The following is a 16,472-nucleotide window of genomic DNA, read 5'->3' as shown; positions in this document are numbered from 1 at the left end:
CGATGGCCACCCTCATCGTGCCCGAACGGGTACCGGAACCTCCCCCTGAACCCGACCTGAAGCCGGCTGCCGGCGCGGCCCCGGGACACGGGCCGTGGCGGCTCGCCTGGCGGCAGCTGAGCCGCCGTCCGGCCGCCCGCTTCGGCCTGGTCGTCGTGGCGCTGCTCGTCGTGATGGCCGCCGGCGCGCCGCTGCTCAGCGCGCTCGGCGGCTGGTCGCCCACCGAGTTCGACCAGACCGCCGTCGACCCCTACCTCGGCGGCCTGCCGCTCGGACCGCTCGGCGGGATCGGCACCGACCACTGGCTGGGCGTCGAACCCGTCACCGGCCGCGACCTGTTCGCCCGGGTCGTCAACGGCGCCCAGGTCTCGCTGCTGATCTCGCTGAGCGCCACCGCGGTGGTCGTCGTCGCGGGCACCGCCACCGGGATCGTGGCCGGCTACTTCGGTGGCCGCACCGACGCCGTGCTCAGCCGCCTGATGGACCTGACGATGTCCTTCCCGTCCCTCATCTTCATGATCGCGATGATGTCGGTGGCCCAGGACGTCAACCGGATCTTCCTGATGACAGCCATCATCGGTGTCTTCGGCTGGCCGGGCATCGCCCGCGTCGTCCGCGGCGAGACGCTCTCGGTCAAGCACCGCGAATACGTCGAGGCCGCCCGGGTCGGCGGTTCCGGCGCCTGGCGCATCCTCGGCCGGGAGATCCTGCCCAACGTCGCCGGGCCGATCATCGCGTACACCACCCTGCTCATCCCCGGCATGATCAGCACCGAGGCCGCCCTCAGCTATCTGGGCGTCGGTGTCCGGCCGCCCACGCCCTCCTGGGGCCAGATGATCGCCGACAGCGTCGCGTTCTACGAGACCGACCCGATGTACTTCATCATCCCGAGCCTCTTCCTCTTCCTGGCCGTCCTCGCCTTCACCCTGCTCGGCGACGCGCTGCGCGACATCCTCGATCCGCGCGGAGGCCGCCGGTGATCCTCTACGTCGCCCGCAGGTTCGCCGGAGTCGTCGGAGTGCTCTTCGCGATCTCCGCCATCACCTTCACCATCTTCTACGTCCTGCCCTCCGACCCGGCCGCGGCCGCCTGCGGCAAGAGCTGCAGCCCCGAACGCCTGGAACTGGTCCGCCACTACATGGGCCTGGACCAGCCGGTCTGGCGGCAGTTCGGCGACTTCCTCACCGGCATCTTCTCCGGCCGCACCCTGGGGGAGGGGCCGCACGCGCTGCACTGCGGATTCCCCTGCTTCGGCTACAGCTACGAGAACTCCGTCCCTGTCTGGGACCTGCTGATGGACCGGCTGCCGGTCTCGATCTCGCTCGCCGTCGGCGCGGCCGTGCTGTGGCTGCTGCTCGGCCTCGGCGCCGGCGTCACCGCCGCACTGCGCAAGGACACCCTCGTCGACCGCACCCTGATGGTCGGCGCGGTCGCGGCGGCCTCCATGCCGGTCTACTTCACCTCGGTGATGCTGATCTACGGCGTGATCAGGATCGCCGGCCTGCTGCCGTACCCCACCTACACCGACTTCACCGCAGACCCGCTCGACTGGGCCTCCAACCTGATCCTGCCCTGGCTGGCGCTGGCCCTGCTCTACGCCGCCATGTACGCCCGGCAGAGCCGCAGTTCGATGATCGAGGCGATGGCGGAGCCGTACATCCGCACCGCCCGCGCCAAGGGCATGCCGGAGCGCACCGTCATCGTCAAGCACGGGCTGCGCTCCGGGATGACGCCCATCCTCACCCTCTTCGGGATGGACCTCGGCGGGCTGCTGGCCGGCGCCGTCATCACCGAGTCCATCTTCGGACTGCCCGGCGTCGGACGGCTCTTCTACGACGGTCTCGTCCGCTCCGACCAGCCCGTCATCCTCGGCGTCACCCTGCTGGCGGCCTTCTTCATCGTCATCGCCAACCTGGTTGTCGACCTCCTCTACGCCGTCGTCGACCCGAGAGTGAGGTACTGATGGCCGCGCCAGGCCCCCTGCTCGAAGTCCGCGACCTCCAGGTCACGTTCCCCACCCCGGCGGGCCCCGTCCGCGCTGTCGACGGCATCGGCTTCACCGTCGAGGCGGGCCGGACCCTGGGCATCGTCGGCGAGTCCGGTTCCGGAAAGTCCGTCACGTCGCTGGCCGTCATGGGTCTGCACCGGGACGCGGCCGTGAGCGGATCCATCGCACTCGACGGCCGGGAGCTCACCGCGCTGCCCGACCGCGAGCTGAACCGGCTGCGCGGCCGCCGGATGGCGATGATCTTCCAGGACCCGCTGTCCAGCCTCCACCCCTTCTACACGGTCGGCGAGCAGGTGGCCGAGCACTACCGGGTGCACTTCAAGACCGGCCGGGCGGTCGGACGGCGGCGGGCCGTCGAGATGCTCGGCGAGGTCGGCATCCCGGAACCGGCCCGCCGCGCGGCCGACTATCCGCACCAGTTCTCCGGCGGCATGCGACAGCGCGTCATGATCGCCATGGCGCTGGCCTGCGAACCGGACCTGCTGATCGCGGACGAGCCGACCACCGCGCTCGACGTCACCGTGCAGGCGCAGATCCTCGAACTCATCGCCCGCATCCAGGCCGACCGCGGCCTCGGCGTCGTGATGATCACCCATGACCTGGGCGTCGTCGCCCGCGTCGCCCACGAGGTGCTGGTCATGTACGGCGGCCGGGCCGCCGAGCAGGCCCCCGTGGACCGGCTGTTCACCGCGCCCGCGCACCCGTACACCCGCGGGCTGCTCGACTCGCTGCCCCGGCTCGACGACACCGACGACGCGCCGCTGCGCGCCATCCCGGGCAGCCCGCCCTCGCTGCTCGCGCCACCGCCCGGCTGCCCGTACGTGCCCCGCTGCCCGCGGGCGGCGGCCGGGAGCGCGGCGGAACGGGACCGGTGCGTCTCGGAGCGGCCGGCCTTCGACCCGGCGTCCTCATCGGCCGGCGGGCACCGCGTGGCCTGCCACCACCCGCTGGAGCCGGTTCCCGCCGTTCCGGCCAAAGCCCTGGCCCCGGTCCCGGCTCCCGTCCCGGCGCCGGTCCCGGCCCCGGCCCCGGAAGGATCACGATGAGTGCCCTGGAGACGGTCGCCGCCACCGGCGCCACAGCGGGCGACGGAGCGGCGCCGCTGCTGTCCGTCCGCGACCTCGTCAAGACGTTCCCGGGCCGCCGCACCCGCGGCGGGCGCGCGGGCGCCCCCGTCCGGGCCGTGGACGGTGTCGGGTTCGACATCGCCGAGGGCGAGACCCTGGGCCTGGTGGGGGAGTCGGGCTGCGGGAAGTCCACCACCGGGCGGATGGTCGTCCGGCTGCTGGAGCCCACCTCGGGCTCCGTCACCTTCGACGGCCGCGACATCAGCCATCTGTCCGCGCGGGCCCTGCGCCCGGTGCGGCGCCATGTGCAGATGGTGTTCCAGGACCCGTTCTCGTCCCTCAACCCCCGGCAGACCGTCGCCCGCATCATCTCCGACCCGATGCTGGCGCAGGGCAGCGGAGCGGCCGACGCCCGCAGGCGCGCCGCCGAACTGATGGATCTGGTCGGCCTCATCCCCGAGCATCTCGACCGCTACCCCCACGAGTTCTCCGGCGGCCAGGCACAGCGCATCGGCATCGCCCGCTCGCTCGCCACCCGGCCGCGGCTGATCATCGCCGACGAGCCGGTGTCCGCGCTCGACGTCTCCATCCAGGCCCAGATCGTGAACCTGATGGAGACCCTGCAGCGCGAACTCGGCCTCGCCTACCTCTTCATCGCGCACGACCTGTCGGTCGTCAAGCGGGTCTGCGACCGCGTCGCGGTGATGTACCTCGGCCGGATCGTCGAGATCGGCCACAAGGCCGAGGTCTACGGCGCCCCCGCCCACCCCTATACGCGGGCCCTGCTGTCCGCCGTACCGCTGCCGGACCCGGCGGCGGAGCGGGCCCGTGAACGGATCGTGCTGCTCGGCGATCCCCCCAGCCCGGCGCATCCGCCGTCGGGCTGCACCTTCCACCCGCGCTGCCACAAGGCGCGGGAGATCTGCCGCACCGAAGCACCACTGCTGCAGATCGCCGGCCCGGGACAGCGGCAGGCCGCCTGCCACTTCCCGGAGCCCGCACCCGTCAGCTAGGTCCTGGCCGGCCGATCATGAACGGCCACTTCGCCGCCGACGGTGTCTCACCCACTCCACCCCACTCTGAGGAGTTCTCGGTGTCTCACGCCCGTTCCGCACGTCCCGCGGGAAGCGCCCGCACCACCCGTACCACCCGCGCCGTGCGCAAGAGCCTGCTGGTCGCCACCCTGTCGGCGTCCCTCACCCTGCCGATGATGCAGGTCGCCCAGGCGGGCCCGGCGGGACCGCAGGCCGCACCCGCCGCTCCGGCCGTCCCGGCGACCTTCGCCGGACAGCCGGGCGCGGGAGCCCGGCCGGCCGACGGCAACCCGTTCGACGAGGTCCAGCGGCTCGCCAAGGCCACCACCGTCGCCCCTCACCAGGCGCCCGCCCCCGGGGGCGGCGCGCACGCCGAGGGCAAGCTGCCCGGCGACCAGTCCGGGCCGGCGGCCGGCCCGTCCGTGGCGGCCCACGCCAAGTCCGCCACCCCGGTCAAGGCACTGGGCGGCACCGTCCCCTGCACCCTCGACGCCATCACCAAGCTGAGCCCGGAACGCTTCGCGGACTTCCTGGCCGACAACTACACCGTCTCCGTGGAGAACTGTCTGAGCAAGCTGCTCTGGACCTGGGACCCACGCCTCATCCCCGTCATGTCCGACGCCCATGTGCAGGCCGTCTCCAAGCGCATAGCCCTGCTCGCGCCGAAACACAGAGGCACCAACGCCAACAACCTGTACGAGATGTTCACGTACCTGCACGCGGTCGCGTACCACGACTACTCGCACACCGAGATCGACGTCACCGACGCCCCGACGGTCGCCGCCATGCAGAAGGCCATCGCCGCCTTCGGGACCGCCCCGCGCACCTTCGACGCGACCAAGCAGAACGCCCAGACGCTGCGTGAGGCGCTCTACGCGGCCAGCGCGCCCGGCCTGCGCCAGTACCAGCTCCCGCTGATCAAGAAGGTGCTCGGCACCATGGCCCCGGGAGCGGTCACCGCCACCAGCGCCGACTGGGGCGGCGCGGTCCTCGCGGCCCTGTCCGTCAACTACCTCGGCGTCTACCCCGGCAACAACGACACCGCCTTCCGTGCGGCGGCCACCGCGGACGCCGCGTACCGCGGCGCCTTCCGGGCCTTCGGCGGCTACGGCCACCTCAAGGGCACCACCAACGACTGGGTGGCGCGCGACGCGGTCGGCGAGTACGGCCGGTTCGGCCAGATCGACGCCCTCAAGACCACGATCGTCAACGACCTCGGCACCCTGCTGGGCACCACCGAGGCGAGCTTCGGCAAGATGAGCCCGCCCTGGGTCAGCGCCGCGTCGTGGCTCAACTACTACGAGGACTGCACGCGGTTCAACGTCTGCAAGGCCCAGATCGAGGCCATGCTCTTCCCCCACACCTACACGTACGACAACGGCGCCATCGAGGTCCACACCGGCCTCGACCAGGCCACCGTCGACCAGCTCTACTACGCCAGCAAGCAGGTCAAGACCCAGTTCCTGCGCGTCCTGGGCACCTCCACCCCGCTCGCCGGCGACACCAACACCACCCTGCACATCCACCTGTACGCGTCACGCGCCGACTACGAGGTCTTCCAGCCGCTGCTCACCGGCTACGGCACCCAGAACGGCGGCATGTACATCGAGGACGGCGCCACCTTCTACACCTACCAGCGCCGGGTGCCGCAGGACTCCTCGCTCACCCTGGAGGAGCTGTTCCGCCACGAGTACACCCACTACCTCAACGGCCGCTGGGCGGTCCCCGGCACCTTCGGTGACACCCGCTGGTACTCCAACGACCTGACCACCGCCATGGACGAGGGCACCGCCGAGTTCTTCGACGGCGGCACCCGCGACGACGGCATCAAGGTTCGCAAGTCCCTGGTGCAGGGCGTCATCGACGACACCTCCGGCGGCGGCCCGCGGATGAGCGTCAACCAGCTGCTGCACGCCACGTACGACGGCGACGGATTCCGCTTCTACGACTACGCGGGCACGTTCTTCGAGTTCCTGTGGACCGAGCACCCGACCCTGCTGCGCGAGATGTACGGCTACGAGCGGGCCGACGACCCGGCCGGCTTCGACGCCTGGCGCACCAGGACCGGCGCCGACGCGGCGCTCCAGCGGGAGTACGACGCCTTCCTGGACCGGCAGATCGCCCAGGTCGGCACGTTGTACGTGCCCGACACGAAGTACACGGCCAACGGGTCCCTGAAGTTCGCGACGGCCGCCGAGGTGCAGGCGGCGTTCGCCGCGGCCACCGCCAACACGCCGGTCTGCAAGGACAACGCGGACTGGAACAACAAGGTCCGCTTCACCTGCACCGGGCGCATCACGGCCAACCTCTCCGACTCCGGTAACCCCGACCGGGTCTTCAAGGACATGTCGGAGACGGTCGACTACTTCATCCTGGACCGGGCGGGCGCCGCCGCGAACAACCTGGCGGACATGAACTGCACGTTCGGCGCGGTGGACGTCTGGTCCTCGGGCCTGGCGGGCTCGAGCGACTACTCCTGCGAGGGCCCGCTGCGCCGCTGACCGCTGCCGCTTCCGGCCACCTGATGAAGACGCCGCCCCGGCCCCCGCATCGCGGGGGCCGGGGCGGCGTCCTGTGTTACAGGAGGTCAGGAAACGTGGCTCACTCGGATCGTGGTGACGCGGCCGTCGTGGGATTCGTTGGTTACGGCGATGCGGGTGCCGGTGTCGGGGACCTTGACGCCTACCTGGGGGAGGTCCGCGTTCCAGTAGACGCCGGTGTGGTCGTTGAAGACGGGGACGCCGGCGCGGGACGGGACGGTGACCGGGACGCCGTCCTTGTGGAAGGTGAGGCGGTCGGTGCGGCCCAGGGAGAACGTCGCGTCGAAGGTCTGGGCGCGCGCGTTCAGTACGGTGCCGTCGGTGTAGCGCAGGGCCGTCGGGCGGGCGTCGATGGGGAGCAGCAGGCCGCCGCCGGGGTGGTTGGCGGTGGTGTTGTCGCTGTAGGCGGTGTCCCAGAGCCAGATGAGGGCGCCCTGCTGGTACGGGTAGAACTCGACGGTGTCCTTCTTCGCCGGGTTCTTCGGGTCCTTCGACCAGCCGAAGTTGTAGGGGCCGGTCTTCAGGAAGGCGCCGTAGCCGGTGTAGCGGCGGTTCTCCACGATGTAGGCGCGGGGGTGGTCGGTGGTGCCGGCGCGGCCGGTCACGATCGTGAAGCCCTGCGCTGTCCAGCCGGCCGGGCCGGCCTCCGCGCCGTCCGCGAACAGCTGCGTGCCGCCCGCGCTGACGCTCACCGCGTCGGTGAGGACGCCCTTGCCGTGGGTGTTGCTGTCCGAGGTGACGTGGAAGCGGAGTTGGACCTGCTGTCCCGCGTACGCGTCGAGCGGGACGCTCAGCGCCGTCCAGGCGCCGGAGGTGCCGGTGACCACGGGGACCCCGGTGCCGGTGCGCGGGATGGGGGCGCCGTCCACGGTGCCGGGCAGGGCGGTCCAGTGGCTGCCGCCGTCCGTGGAGGCCTCGACGGTGAAGAAGTCGTAGTCCTTCTCGATGTCGTACCAGAGCCGGGTGTCGAGGACGGCCGGGGCGGTGGTGCCGCGCAGGTCGATGGTGCGGGTCAGCGAGCTGTCGAGGAAGTCACCGGTACCGCTCCACCACTGCTTGCCGCCCTCGTAGGGGTCGGTGAGGTCGGTGGTCGTGGTCGACGGGGGCAGATGGACGAGCAGCCCCTGTGGATCGGCGGTGTTGTAGCTGGAGACGCCGAGCCGGTGGGTGGAGGCGGGGGCGGTGGAAGCGGTCTCCTCGTAGGCGAGCCAGCCGAGTTGGAGCTTGCTCCAGGCGTCGAGGTCGCCCGGGTAGTCGCCGGTCGTGTTCGGGCCCTTGCCGAGGTAGGAGGCCGAGGACATCAGTGACCAGAAGTTGACGCTGTTGTCGCCGGTGGCTCCGTACAGGTCGGGAAGTCCGAGGTCGTGGCCGTACTCGTGGGCGAAGAGGCCCACGCCGCTGTTCTCGCCGCCGGTGAGGTAGTCACCCGCCCAGATGCCGGTGTCGCCGACCGGGGTGCCGCCGATCCGGTTGCCCTGCGGGCCCGCCTGCCCGGCCTGGTCGTAGTACGCGAACCAGCGGTGTGCCCAGACGGCGCCGGTGCCCTGGGCGCCGCCGCCCCACGTCTGGTCCTTGCCGGCGTGTACGACGACGAGGTGGTCGATGTAGCCGTCGGGCTCGTCGAAGTTGCCGTCGTGGTCGTAGTCGTACCGGTCGTAGTGGTCGTACTGGGCTATCTGGGCCTTGATGGACGCCGGGGTACGGCCCTTGGCCCGCTCGCCGTCGTACCAGGCGGTGGTGGCGTCCCGGATCATGTCCCAGTTGCTGTGGCACTGCTGGCCCTCGGGGCAGTTGTCACTGCCGTAACGGGCCTCGTTCCAGGGGAGTTTGACCCAGTCGGTGACGGTGCCCTCGATGTCGTACCGGCCGGAGGACTGGGTGCGGTAGAAGTTGCGCAGCGAGACGGTGCCGGGGGCGTCGCCGAAGAACTGCTGCTGGTAGTAGGCGCGGTCGAAGTCCTTGCGCCAGACGGTGTGGTTGTCGGCCTTCGCGGGGCGGCCGGTGGTGTTGTGCAGCGGGCCGGGCTCGCCGCCGTAGCGGGGCTGGCCGTTGTTCATGGTGGTGTTGTCCACCTGGTCGCCGAACTCGGCGAGGATGACGAAGATCTTGTCCGTACGCTCCTGGGCGAGTTCGACGTACTGCTTGCCGATCTTGACCGTGTGCGGGAGCGCCCCGCCGGGTGCGCGGGCCACGGAACCGGCGGCGACATGCTCCAACGCCTGCCGGCGCAGCGCCTGGCGCTGCAGTTCCATCGGGCTGGACGGGGCGTCGGCGTGCTGGGCGTCCTCGGGAGCGACGCCGGCGGCGGTGGTAACGGGGCCCGGGGCGGCGGCCGTTGGTGCTGTCGAGGCGGCCGCCGGGCCGGTGAGCAGCAGTGCGCCGGCTATCGCGGCGCTGGTGAGCGCCGCCATACCGGGCAGGGTGATTCTGCGCAACGTACAGGTCCTTTCGGAGGAACTGCGGGGGCGCCTCCCGGAGGAGGGGAGGGCCGGTGAGCGCAGGTAATATTTCACATGTCAAAGGTGATGTGTAGAGGGTGCGCGAAGATGCCCTGAGTGAGGAGTCGGTCGGACGGTGCGAGCGGCGGCCGTCCGCGAACTGCTGCTCCCTCCCGCTCCGTTGGCGCGGTGGGAATACAGGGGTGATGATGAGAAGGCACGTCGCAAAGTGGCGTGACACCGCGATTATTGCCGAGCCCGCCCAGGGGGCACTGTCGCCGCGTCCGTTCGGTGACGGTGAAGCTGTGTGCTGTTGCAGCTCGGTTGGCAATGCTGGCGATGCATCCAAACCATTCTCGAAGAGACTGGAGGAGTTATGCCAGTTCGAGTCATAGTGGACGACTCAGTGGCGGCCAACTCGTCGACCAACTGGTTCATCCACGGATTCACGAACAAGGAATCCGTGGTCTTCAGTATCGTGGTCTTCCCCGGCTCCGGCGCCGGTGTCCTGAATCCGGTGGGGCACGCAACCCTCACGCAGGGAGAGTCGTTCCAGCACGTCGACGGCACGAAGGCCTACAAGATCTACATCCAGAACAATGCTCCTTTCAACAGCTGCAACTTTCGCGTTCTCGCGATAGTCGAATCACTGCCCTGAGGATGGCGGGCGTTCTGTGTTCTTCGTAGGAGAAGGGCGACCCCAACCCTGTGGAAAGGCGTGAAGCAGGATGGCAAAGGTGAAGGCATTCGTCGTTCACGATGCGCTGAGCGGTCGCATCGTCTCGATAGGACGGCCGGCAGAAGGTGTGAAGGCGGTTCCACTGACCGGAGACGGACAAACGGTCCTCGAAATCGAAGTCGAAGAGAGCAGTATCGACGACATGCTCAGCGGCAAGTTCAGGGTGGACACCGAACGGCGTTCGGTCGTCAATGCCTGACAGACCCAGGTGTTCGCGGAACGCCCCGGGGCGATGTGTCTCCGGGGCGTTCCGGGGGTTCCTGCCGTGTCGGCCGGGGGCGCGATACGGTCGCGGAGATCGGTAGCCGACTCGCGAGGGGGATCAGGTGCCCGGGATCGAACTCACCGCCGGAACCGTCGACTTCGAGGACACCGGGGGATCGGGGCCGGTCGTCGTCCTGCTGCACGGGCTCGGCCAGAACGGCTCGGTGTGGAGGAAGGTCGTCGACGTTCTGCGCACCGACCACCGCTGCGTGGTCCCCACCCTGCCGACCGGCGGCCACCTCCGGCCGATGCGGCCGGACGCCGAGCTGTCACTGCGCGCGGTGGCCCTGCTGGTCGGGGAGTTCCTGGAGCGGCTGGAGCTCGACGGGGTGACGCTGGTCGAGAACGACTCCGGCCACGCCCAGGTGCTGGCCGGCGAACGGCCGGAGCGGATCGGCCGGTTGGTGCTCACGTCCTGCGAGGCGTTCGAGAACTACCCGCCGGGGGCGGGCGGCAAGATGCTGACCGCCGCGAGCCGTGTCCCCGGCGGTGTGTACCTGCTCGCCCACCTGATGGGTGTGCGGGCGCTGCGCGGGCTGCCCTTCGGATTCCGTCCGATGTCCGTGCACGGTGTGCCGAACGAGATGCTCGACGACTGGCTCCGGCCGCTGCTCGCCGACCCTGCCATCCGGGCCGATCTGCAGCGCTACCTGCGCAGTTGCCGCAAGGGCGCCATGCTAGAAGCGGCCGAAGGCCTCAGGAAGTTCGACCGCCCCGCGCTGGTCGTCTGGGCCGAGGACGATCAGATGATGCCCCGCGCGCACGGCCGCCGGCTCGCCGACCTGCTGCCGCAGGGGCGTCTCGTCGAGATCCCGGACTGCCGCACCCTCATCCCGGTGGACCAGCCGGCGGCCCTCGCGGCGGCACTGCGCGAATTCATCGGCTCCGAAGGCTGAGGAGCCCGAGGGGCCGAGGGCGTCGGGGGGACGGCCCGTGAGGCGCACAGGTCGCAGCGCTCGGAGCAGGCATCGCAACGCGGGAAGGGTTGGATCCGGCGGCCCTTTACCAGGGGCATCGAGTGGGTGATGCTGACCCGGCATTGGAGGAATGATCGACACGGCGGGAGCCGGTCGGTTCGGAGGGGAAGGCCGCAGTGGTGCGCGTAGAGCTGCTTGGACCGATTCGGGCGTACGCCGATGATGTGACACCGGTCGAGGTGGGTGGCGTCCGGCTGCGGATGCTCCTCGCCCGGCTCGCCCTCGAAGAGGGCCGGACGGTGTCCGTCGACTCGCTCGTCGACGGCCTGTGGGGAGAGGAGCCGCCCGCCGACGCGGCCAACGCGCTGCAGGCGCTGGTGTCCCGGCTGCGCCGCGCGCTGCGCGGGTCCGCGTCGTTGGAGTCCGCGTCCGGCGGCTACCGGCTCTCGGTACGGGCCGAGGACGTGGACGTTCACCGCTTCGAGGAGCTGGCCGCCCGGGGCCGGCGGGCGCTCGCGGCCGGGCGGGCCGGCGAGGCGGCCTCGCTGCTCGGAAGCGCGCTCGGGCTGTGGCAGGGCGCGGCGCTCGCCGATGTCCTCGGCGCCCCGTTCGCAGGGCCCGTCGCGACCCGGCTCGATGATCTGCGGACCGCGGCGGCCGAGGACCGCTGCGATGCCGAGCTGCGGCTCGGACGGTACGGCGAGGTGCTGGCCGACCTCGAAGCGGCCGGAGCCGAGCGGCCGTTGAGCGAGCGGGTCGCCGGGCTGCGGATGCGGGCGCTGTCCGCGGCCGGACGGCAGTCCGACGCCCTCGCGGTGTACGAGGCGATACGCAAGCGGCTCGGCGACGAACTCGGCGTCGATCCGACGGCCGAACTGCGGGAGATCCATCTTGACCTGCTGCGAGGCGAGTTGGAGACGCCGGCCGAGCGGGCCGAGGCCGCCCCGAGCCGCCTCCCGGCCCGGCTGACCAGCTTCGTCGGCCGGGACAGCGAACTGGAACGACTTGCCGGGCAGCTGGACCGCAGCCGGCTCATCACCATCGTCGGCCCCGGTGGCGCGGGCAAGACCCGGCTCTCCCTCGAAGCGGCCACCCGGGACCGTGCTCACGAGCGCGGCCGGGTCTGGTTCGTGCCGCTCGCCGGTGTGAGCGCACCGGACCAGCTGGCCGACGCGGTACTCGGCGCCCTCAGCTCCACCGACGGCCGCCTCTACGACGCCGGCCAGGGGCAGCGGGCCACCCCGATCGAGCGCATGGCCGGACTCTTCGGCAGCGGCGACGCCCTGCTGCTGCTCGACAACTGCGAGCACCTCGTCGAGGCGGCCGCGGAACTCGCCGCCGAACTCCTCGACAAGCTGCCGGAGTTGCGGATCCTCACCACCAGCCGCGAGGCCCTCGCCATCACCGGCGAGTCCCTGTGCCACCTCGGCCCCCTCGACATACCGATGGGATCACCGGAGCCCGCCGAGGCCGCGCAGTCGCCCGCCGTCCGCCTCTTCGTCGACCGGGCCGCCGGAGTCCGGCCGGACTTCACGCTCGACGACTCGACCCTCGACGCCGTGGTCGAGGTCTGCCGACGGCTCGACGGGATGCCACTCGCCCTCGAACTGGCCGCGGCGAAGCTCCGCTCGATGAGCGTCGAGCAGATCGCGCGCCGCCTCGACGACCGCTTCCGTCTCCTCGCCTCGGGCAGCCGCACCGCCCTGCCCCGCCAGCGCACCCTGCTCGCGCTCGTCGAGTGGAGCTGGGACCTGCTCGACGAACCCGAGCGGATCCTCGCCCGCAGACTGTCGGTGTTCCCGGGCGGCGCGACCGTCCCCGCGCTCGAAGCGGTCTGCGCGGACCTGTCGCTGCCGGCCGCCGACATCCCGTACGTCCTGGACGCCCTGGTCGAGAAGTCGCTGGTCCACACCGCCGACGAACGGGTGGGTGAGCCGCGCTACCGGATGCTGGAGACGGTACGTGCGTACGCGGCGAGGCAGCTCGCAGACGCCGAGTCCGACGCCGGGTCCGGAGATGCCGTCACCCAGCGCTTCGCCGCGTACTTCCTGGCCCTCGCGGAAGAACACGAACCCCGCCTTCGTACCGGCGAGCAGCTGCGCGCGATCGAGGTCTTCGACGCCGAACACGACAACCTCGTCCTCGCGCTGCGCTCGGTCGTCGACGCCCGGGACGAGAACCTGGCCGCGCGCTTCGCCGGGGCGATGTTCTGGTACTGGGGGATCAGGGGGATGAGTACCCAGCTCGACACCTATCTGGCGGAGGTCGCCGGGCCCGGCGGGCCGGATTCCGTACAGGCAGGGGATTCCGTACCGGCACCAGATTCCGGGCGGGCAGCGGGCGGCGAACGTCCGGCCGGCGAGGGTGAATCGGCGACGGCGCGTGAGTTCCACCCGGCCGTACTGCTCCTGCGGATGTCCCAGGTCTCCTTCCCCGCACGCGCTTCCGGACCGGGCGGAGCCGCGGACCAGGACCCGCTCGACTCGCCCGACCCCTGGGTCCGGGCCGGCGCCCACCTGGCACGGGACTTCGCCCTCACCGAACAGGGCGACCTGGTCACCGGCGCCGAGTCCCGGATCGAGGCCCTGCGCGGCTTCGAGGAGGTGGGCGACCGCTGGGGGCTCGTGATGAGCCTGTTCCCGATCGGCCGCGACCACTCCCTGCGCGGCGAGTACCCCCAGGCCATCGCCACCTTCGAACGGACCGTGGCCCTCAGCTCGGAACTCGGCACCGAGGACTACCTCTACCTCAGCAAGGCCAGACTCGCCCGCGAACGCCGGCGCAGCGGCGACCTGGAAGGCGCCTTCCGCGATCTGCACGCCGCACACCGGCAGGCCCGCGAGCGCGGACAGCTGCGGTTGGAGGCCAACATCCTCGTGGGCCTGGCCAATGTGCACCGCAGGGCCGGTGACCTGGCGCAGTCCGACGCGACCCTCGACCGTCTGGAGGCGCTGAGCGCCCGGCGCCCCTCCCTCAGGGAGACCGCCCGCGACCTGATCGTCAGCACCCGCATCGAGAACCGTCTCGCCGAGGGTGATGCCGCGCGGGCCAGGGCCCTGCTGCCGGAGGCGGCCGGCGCCCTGTTCGGCCAGGGCGCGGGCGCCGCGCTCGCCTGGGTGGCCGAACTGCTGGGCGGACTGCGGACCTTGGAGGGAGCCCCCGAAGAGGGCGCCCGGTCGCTCGGCATGAGCCAGGTGATGCGCGGCGCCTTCGACTGGGGCGAGCCGGAGTGGTGCGAGCTGGTCGACCGCATCGTGGCGACGCTGGGCGAGGAGCGCTTCAAGAAGGCGTTCGAGGAGGGAGCCGCGTACTCCCGCGAGGACGCGCTGCGCTGGCTGGAGGCGGAGACCTTGCGGGCGGCGCCGCGGATCTGACGAGGCCCCGCGCGGTCATGCGGACGGCCGGGCGGGGTCCGCTCCACCCCCGTGGGTGCGGACCCCGCCCGGCCGGGCTTGTCACCGGAGGATCATCCGGCGCTCTTGCGGTAGGCCCGCATCGCCAGCGGGAGGAAGACCACGATCACACCGGCCATCCAGGCGAGGCTGCCGGCCAGCGAGCCGGCGACCGGGCCGCCGTTGAGCAGGCCGCGGACCGAGTCGGCCACCAGGGAGACGGGGTTGATGTCGGACCAGGCCTGGAGCCAGTCGGCCATCTTGTTGTCGGAGACGAAGACGTTGCTGGCGAAGGTGAGCGGCAGGATCAGGATGGTCATCAGGCCCTGCACGGAGGCGGGGTTCTTGATCAGCATCCCGAGGAACACCGAGATCCAGGAGAAGCTGAGGGCGAAGCCGATCAGCAGGGCGAGCGCGGCGAGTGCCGCGACCGGGCCGGTCTCGAAGCGGTACCCCATGACCAGGGCGAGGACGACCAGGGTGCCCAGGCAGGCGACGTAGCGGACGATGTCGGCGAGCACGGCGCCGATCAGCGGGCTGGAGCGGGCGATCGGCATGCTGCGGAACCGGTCGAAGATCCCGGTACTGGCGTCCGCGCTGAGCGAGGCGCCGATGCCGATGCTGGCCTGGAAGACGGCCATCACCATGACGCCTGGGGTGACGTGCTGCAGGTAGCCGTGGGTGTCGCCGCCGGACATGGCGTCCCCGAACAGGTAGATGAACATCAGCAGGCTGATGATCGGGGTGAGGATCACATCGACCAGCTGGATCGGCGACTTCATGAACTTGGTGACGCCGCGGCCGGCGAGGGCGAAGCTGTGCTGGGCGGTCTGTGCGAGGCCGATACGGCTGGGGAGCTCGGCGTGGGGGGCGCTGAGGGTCTGGGTGCTCACGACGGGTGTCCTCTCGGGAGAGTCTGTGCGGAACGGGGGAGCGGGAGCTCAGACGGCGACGGGCTGTTCGTCGGCGACGGCGGGCGCGTGTCCGGTCAGGGCGAGGAAGACCTCGTCGAGGCTGGGCAGCCGCAGGCCGAGCTCGTCGGCGGTGATGCCGGCGCCGTCCAGACGGCGGGCGACCGCGGCGACGAGCAGCGGGTCGTCGGCCGGGACGGTCAGCACGCCGGAGTCCTCCGCCGGGGAGTGGCCGGACAACTCGGCGAGCAACTGCGCGACCCGCGGCACATCGGCGGCCATGGCGGGCCGGACCTGGAGCATCTGGCCTCCCACCCGGCGCTTGAGCTCACCGGGCCGGCCTTCGGCGACCTTGCGGCCCTTGTCGAAGACGGTGATGGAGTCGGCGAGCTGGTCGGCCTCTTCGAGGTACTGCGTGGTCAGCAGCACCGTGGAGCCGTCCGCGACCAACCGCCGTACGACGTTCCAGACCTCCTGCCGGGCGTGCGGGTCCAGGCCGGTGGTGGGCTCGTCCAGGTAGAGCACCTGCGGCCGGCCGACCAGGGAGGCGGCCAGGTCCAGGCGCCGCCGCATGCCGCCGGAGAAGGTGGCGATCGGCTTGCGGGCCGCCTCGGTGAGGGAGAAGTTCTCCAGGAGCTCCGCGGCCCGCGCCTTCGCATCGCGCCGGGACAGGCCGAGCAGGCGCGCGATGAGCACCAGGTTCTCGGCGCCGGACAGGGTCTCGTCCACGGAGGCGTACTGGCCGGTCAGCCCGATCAACTGCCGGACCCTGACCGGGTCCTTGACGATGTCGTAGCCGCCGATGCTGGCGTGCCCGGCGTCGGGGCGCATCAGCGTGGCCAGGATGCGCACGGTGGTGGTCTTGCCGGCGCCGTTGGGGCCCAGGACGCCGACGACCTTGCCGGCCGGGACCTCCAGGTCGACGCCGTCCAGGGCGGTGAAGTCGCCGTACTTCTTGACCAGTCCCTCGGCCCGGATCGCGTACGCCATGTTCAACAACTCCTCGTCAGGTCCTCGTCGTTCTCGATGACCATGACGATGCCGGGCAGCCCTGACAGTCCGCGGACAGCGCGCTGACGGTGTTCGTCGACAGCTGTCAGCCGGTGTCAGGGCTTCCGTGAAGCAAGCCCGGCACACGCTCCTTGCAGGAGTGTGTGCCGGG

General features: G+C 71.1%; 12 protein-coding genes. 9 read left to right on the top strand and 3 right to left on the bottom strand.

Annotated features, from left to right (window positions below):
- Nucleotides 1-2: 2 nt before the first annotated feature.
- The 5 genes from AC07DC_RS24615 to AC07DC_RS24595 all read left to right on the top strand — a co-directional run bounded on the left by AC07DC_RS24615 (nucleotide 3) and on the right by AC07DC_RS24595 (nucleotide 6,610).
- Nucleotides 3-980, top strand: coding sequence for an ABC transporter permease (locus AC07DC_RS24615; protein WP_478916627.1), 978 nt, complete (start codon nucleotides 3-5; stop codon nucleotides 978-980).
- Nucleotides 977-1,963 (top strand): ABC transporter permease, encoded by a 987-nt coding sequence (locus AC07DC_RS24610; RefSeq protein ID WP_478916626.1) that lies wholly within the window; start codon nucleotides 977-979, stop codon nucleotides 1,961-1,963. Before AC07DC_RS24615 ends, AC07DC_RS24610 begins: the two co-directional genes overlap by 4 nt.
- Nucleotides 1,963-3,054 carry an ABC transporter ATP-binding protein gene (locus AC07DC_RS24605; RefSeq protein WP_478916625.1) on the top strand — a complete coding sequence of 364 codons (1,092 nt, stop codon included), beginning with the start codon at nucleotides 1,963-1,965 and terminating at the stop codon, nucleotides 3,052-3,054. Before AC07DC_RS24610 ends, AC07DC_RS24605 begins: the two co-directional genes overlap by 1 nt.
- Complete coding sequence (locus AC07DC_RS24600; protein ID WP_478916624.1) at nucleotides 3,051-4,088, top strand: ABC transporter ATP-binding protein; 1,038 nt, start codon at nucleotides 3,051-3,053, stop codon at nucleotides 4,086-4,088. The genes AC07DC_RS24605 and AC07DC_RS24600 overlap by 4 nt, the downstream gene beginning before the upstream one ends.
- A gap of 194 nt (nucleotides 4,089-4,282) precedes the next feature.
- Nucleotides 4,283-6,610, top strand: a complete 2,328-nt coding sequence (locus AC07DC_RS24595; RefSeq protein WP_478916779.1) for a collagenase — start codon at nucleotides 4,283-4,285, stop codon at nucleotides 6,608-6,610.
- An 86-nt stretch (nucleotides 6,611-6,696) separates the two neighbouring features.
- Here AC07DC_RS24595 and AC07DC_RS24590 read toward each other — a convergent pair whose 3' ends face one another.
- The gene (locus AC07DC_RS24590; protein WP_478916623.1) at nucleotides 6,697-9,084 is read right to left on the bottom strand and encodes an immune inhibitor A domain-containing protein; all 2,388 of its coding nucleotides are present in this window, start codon (nucleotides 9,082-9,084) and stop codon (nucleotides 6,697-6,699) included.
- Nucleotides 9,085-9,463: 379 nt separating this feature from the next.
- Here AC07DC_RS24590 and AC07DC_RS24585 point away from each other — a divergent pair, with 379 nt between their 5' ends.
- From AC07DC_RS24585 to AC07DC_RS24570, 4 genes are all read left to right on the top strand, one after another.
- Complete coding sequence (locus AC07DC_RS24585; RefSeq protein ID WP_478916622.1) at nucleotides 9,464-9,745, top strand: hypothetical protein; 282 nt, start codon at nucleotides 9,464-9,466, stop codon at nucleotides 9,743-9,745.
- Between the two features lie 70 nt (nucleotides 9,746-9,815).
- Nucleotides 9,816-10,025, top strand: a complete 210-nt coding sequence (locus AC07DC_RS24580; RefSeq protein ID WP_478916621.1) for a hypothetical protein — start codon at nucleotides 9,816-9,818, stop codon at nucleotides 10,023-10,025.
- Nucleotides 10,026-10,152: 127 nt separating this feature from the next.
- Nucleotides 10,153-10,986: an alpha/beta fold hydrolase gene (locus tag AC07DC_RS24575; protein WP_478916620.1), complete on the top strand. Its 834-nt coding sequence runs from the start codon at nucleotides 10,153-10,155 to the stop codon at nucleotides 10,984-10,986.
- A gap of 245 nt (nucleotides 10,987-11,231) precedes the next feature.
- On the top strand, nucleotides 11,232-14,381 hold the full coding sequence (locus AC07DC_RS24570) for an AfsR/SARP family transcriptional regulator (protein WP_478916619.1): 3,150 nt from the start codon (nucleotides 11,232-11,234) through the stop codon (nucleotides 14,379-14,381).
- Nucleotides 14,382-14,473: 92 nt separating this feature from the next.
- Here the strand turns inward: AC07DC_RS24570 and AC07DC_RS24565 are convergent, their stop codons facing one another.
- A complete protein-coding gene (locus AC07DC_RS24565) occupies nucleotides 14,474-15,292 on the bottom strand; it encodes an ABC transporter permease (RefSeq protein WP_478916618.1) in 819 nt (272 codons plus the stop codon).
- Between the two features lie 48 nt (nucleotides 15,293-15,340).
- Nucleotides 15,341-16,300 (bottom strand): ATP-binding cassette domain-containing protein, encoded by a 960-nt coding sequence (locus AC07DC_RS24560; RefSeq protein ID WP_478916617.1) that lies wholly within the window; start codon nucleotides 16,298-16,300, stop codon nucleotides 15,341-15,343.
- Nucleotides 16,301-16,472 lie beyond the last annotated feature (172 nt).

Source organism: Streptomyces sp. NPDC045021 (assembly GCF_056432645.1).
This window is presented reverse-complemented; position numbering and strand designations above follow the sequence as displayed.

Bases quoted from the DNA above. Each gene is read 5' to 3' on its own strand.
- AC07DC_RS24615 (WP_478916627.1), top strand. From the start codon at position 3: ATGGCCACCCTCATCGTGCCCGAACGGGTACCGGAACCTCCCCCTGAA.
- AC07DC_RS24605 (WP_478916625.1), top strand. From the start codon at position 1,963: ATGGCCGCGCCAGGCCCCCTGCTCGAAGTCCGCGACCTCCAGGTCACG.
- AC07DC_RS24600 (WP_478916624.1), top strand. From the start codon at position 3,051: ATGAGTGCCCTGGAGACGGTCGCCGCCACCGGCGCCACAGCGGGCGAC.
- AC07DC_RS24595 (WP_478916779.1), top strand. From the start codon at position 4,283: ATGATGCAGGTCGCCCAGGCGGGCCCGGCGGGACCGCAGGCCGCACCC.
- AC07DC_RS24585 (WP_478916622.1), top strand. From the start codon at position 9,464: ATGCCAGTTCGAGTCATAGTGGACGACTCAGTGGCGGCCAACTCGTCG.
- AC07DC_RS24580 (WP_478916621.1), top strand. From the start codon at position 9,816: ATGGCAAAGGTGAAGGCATTCGTCGTTCACGATGCGCTGAGCGGTCGC.
- AC07DC_RS24560 (WP_478916617.1), bottom strand. From the start codon at position 16,300: ATGGCGTACGCGATCCGGGCCGAGGGACTGGTCAAGAAGTACGGCGAC.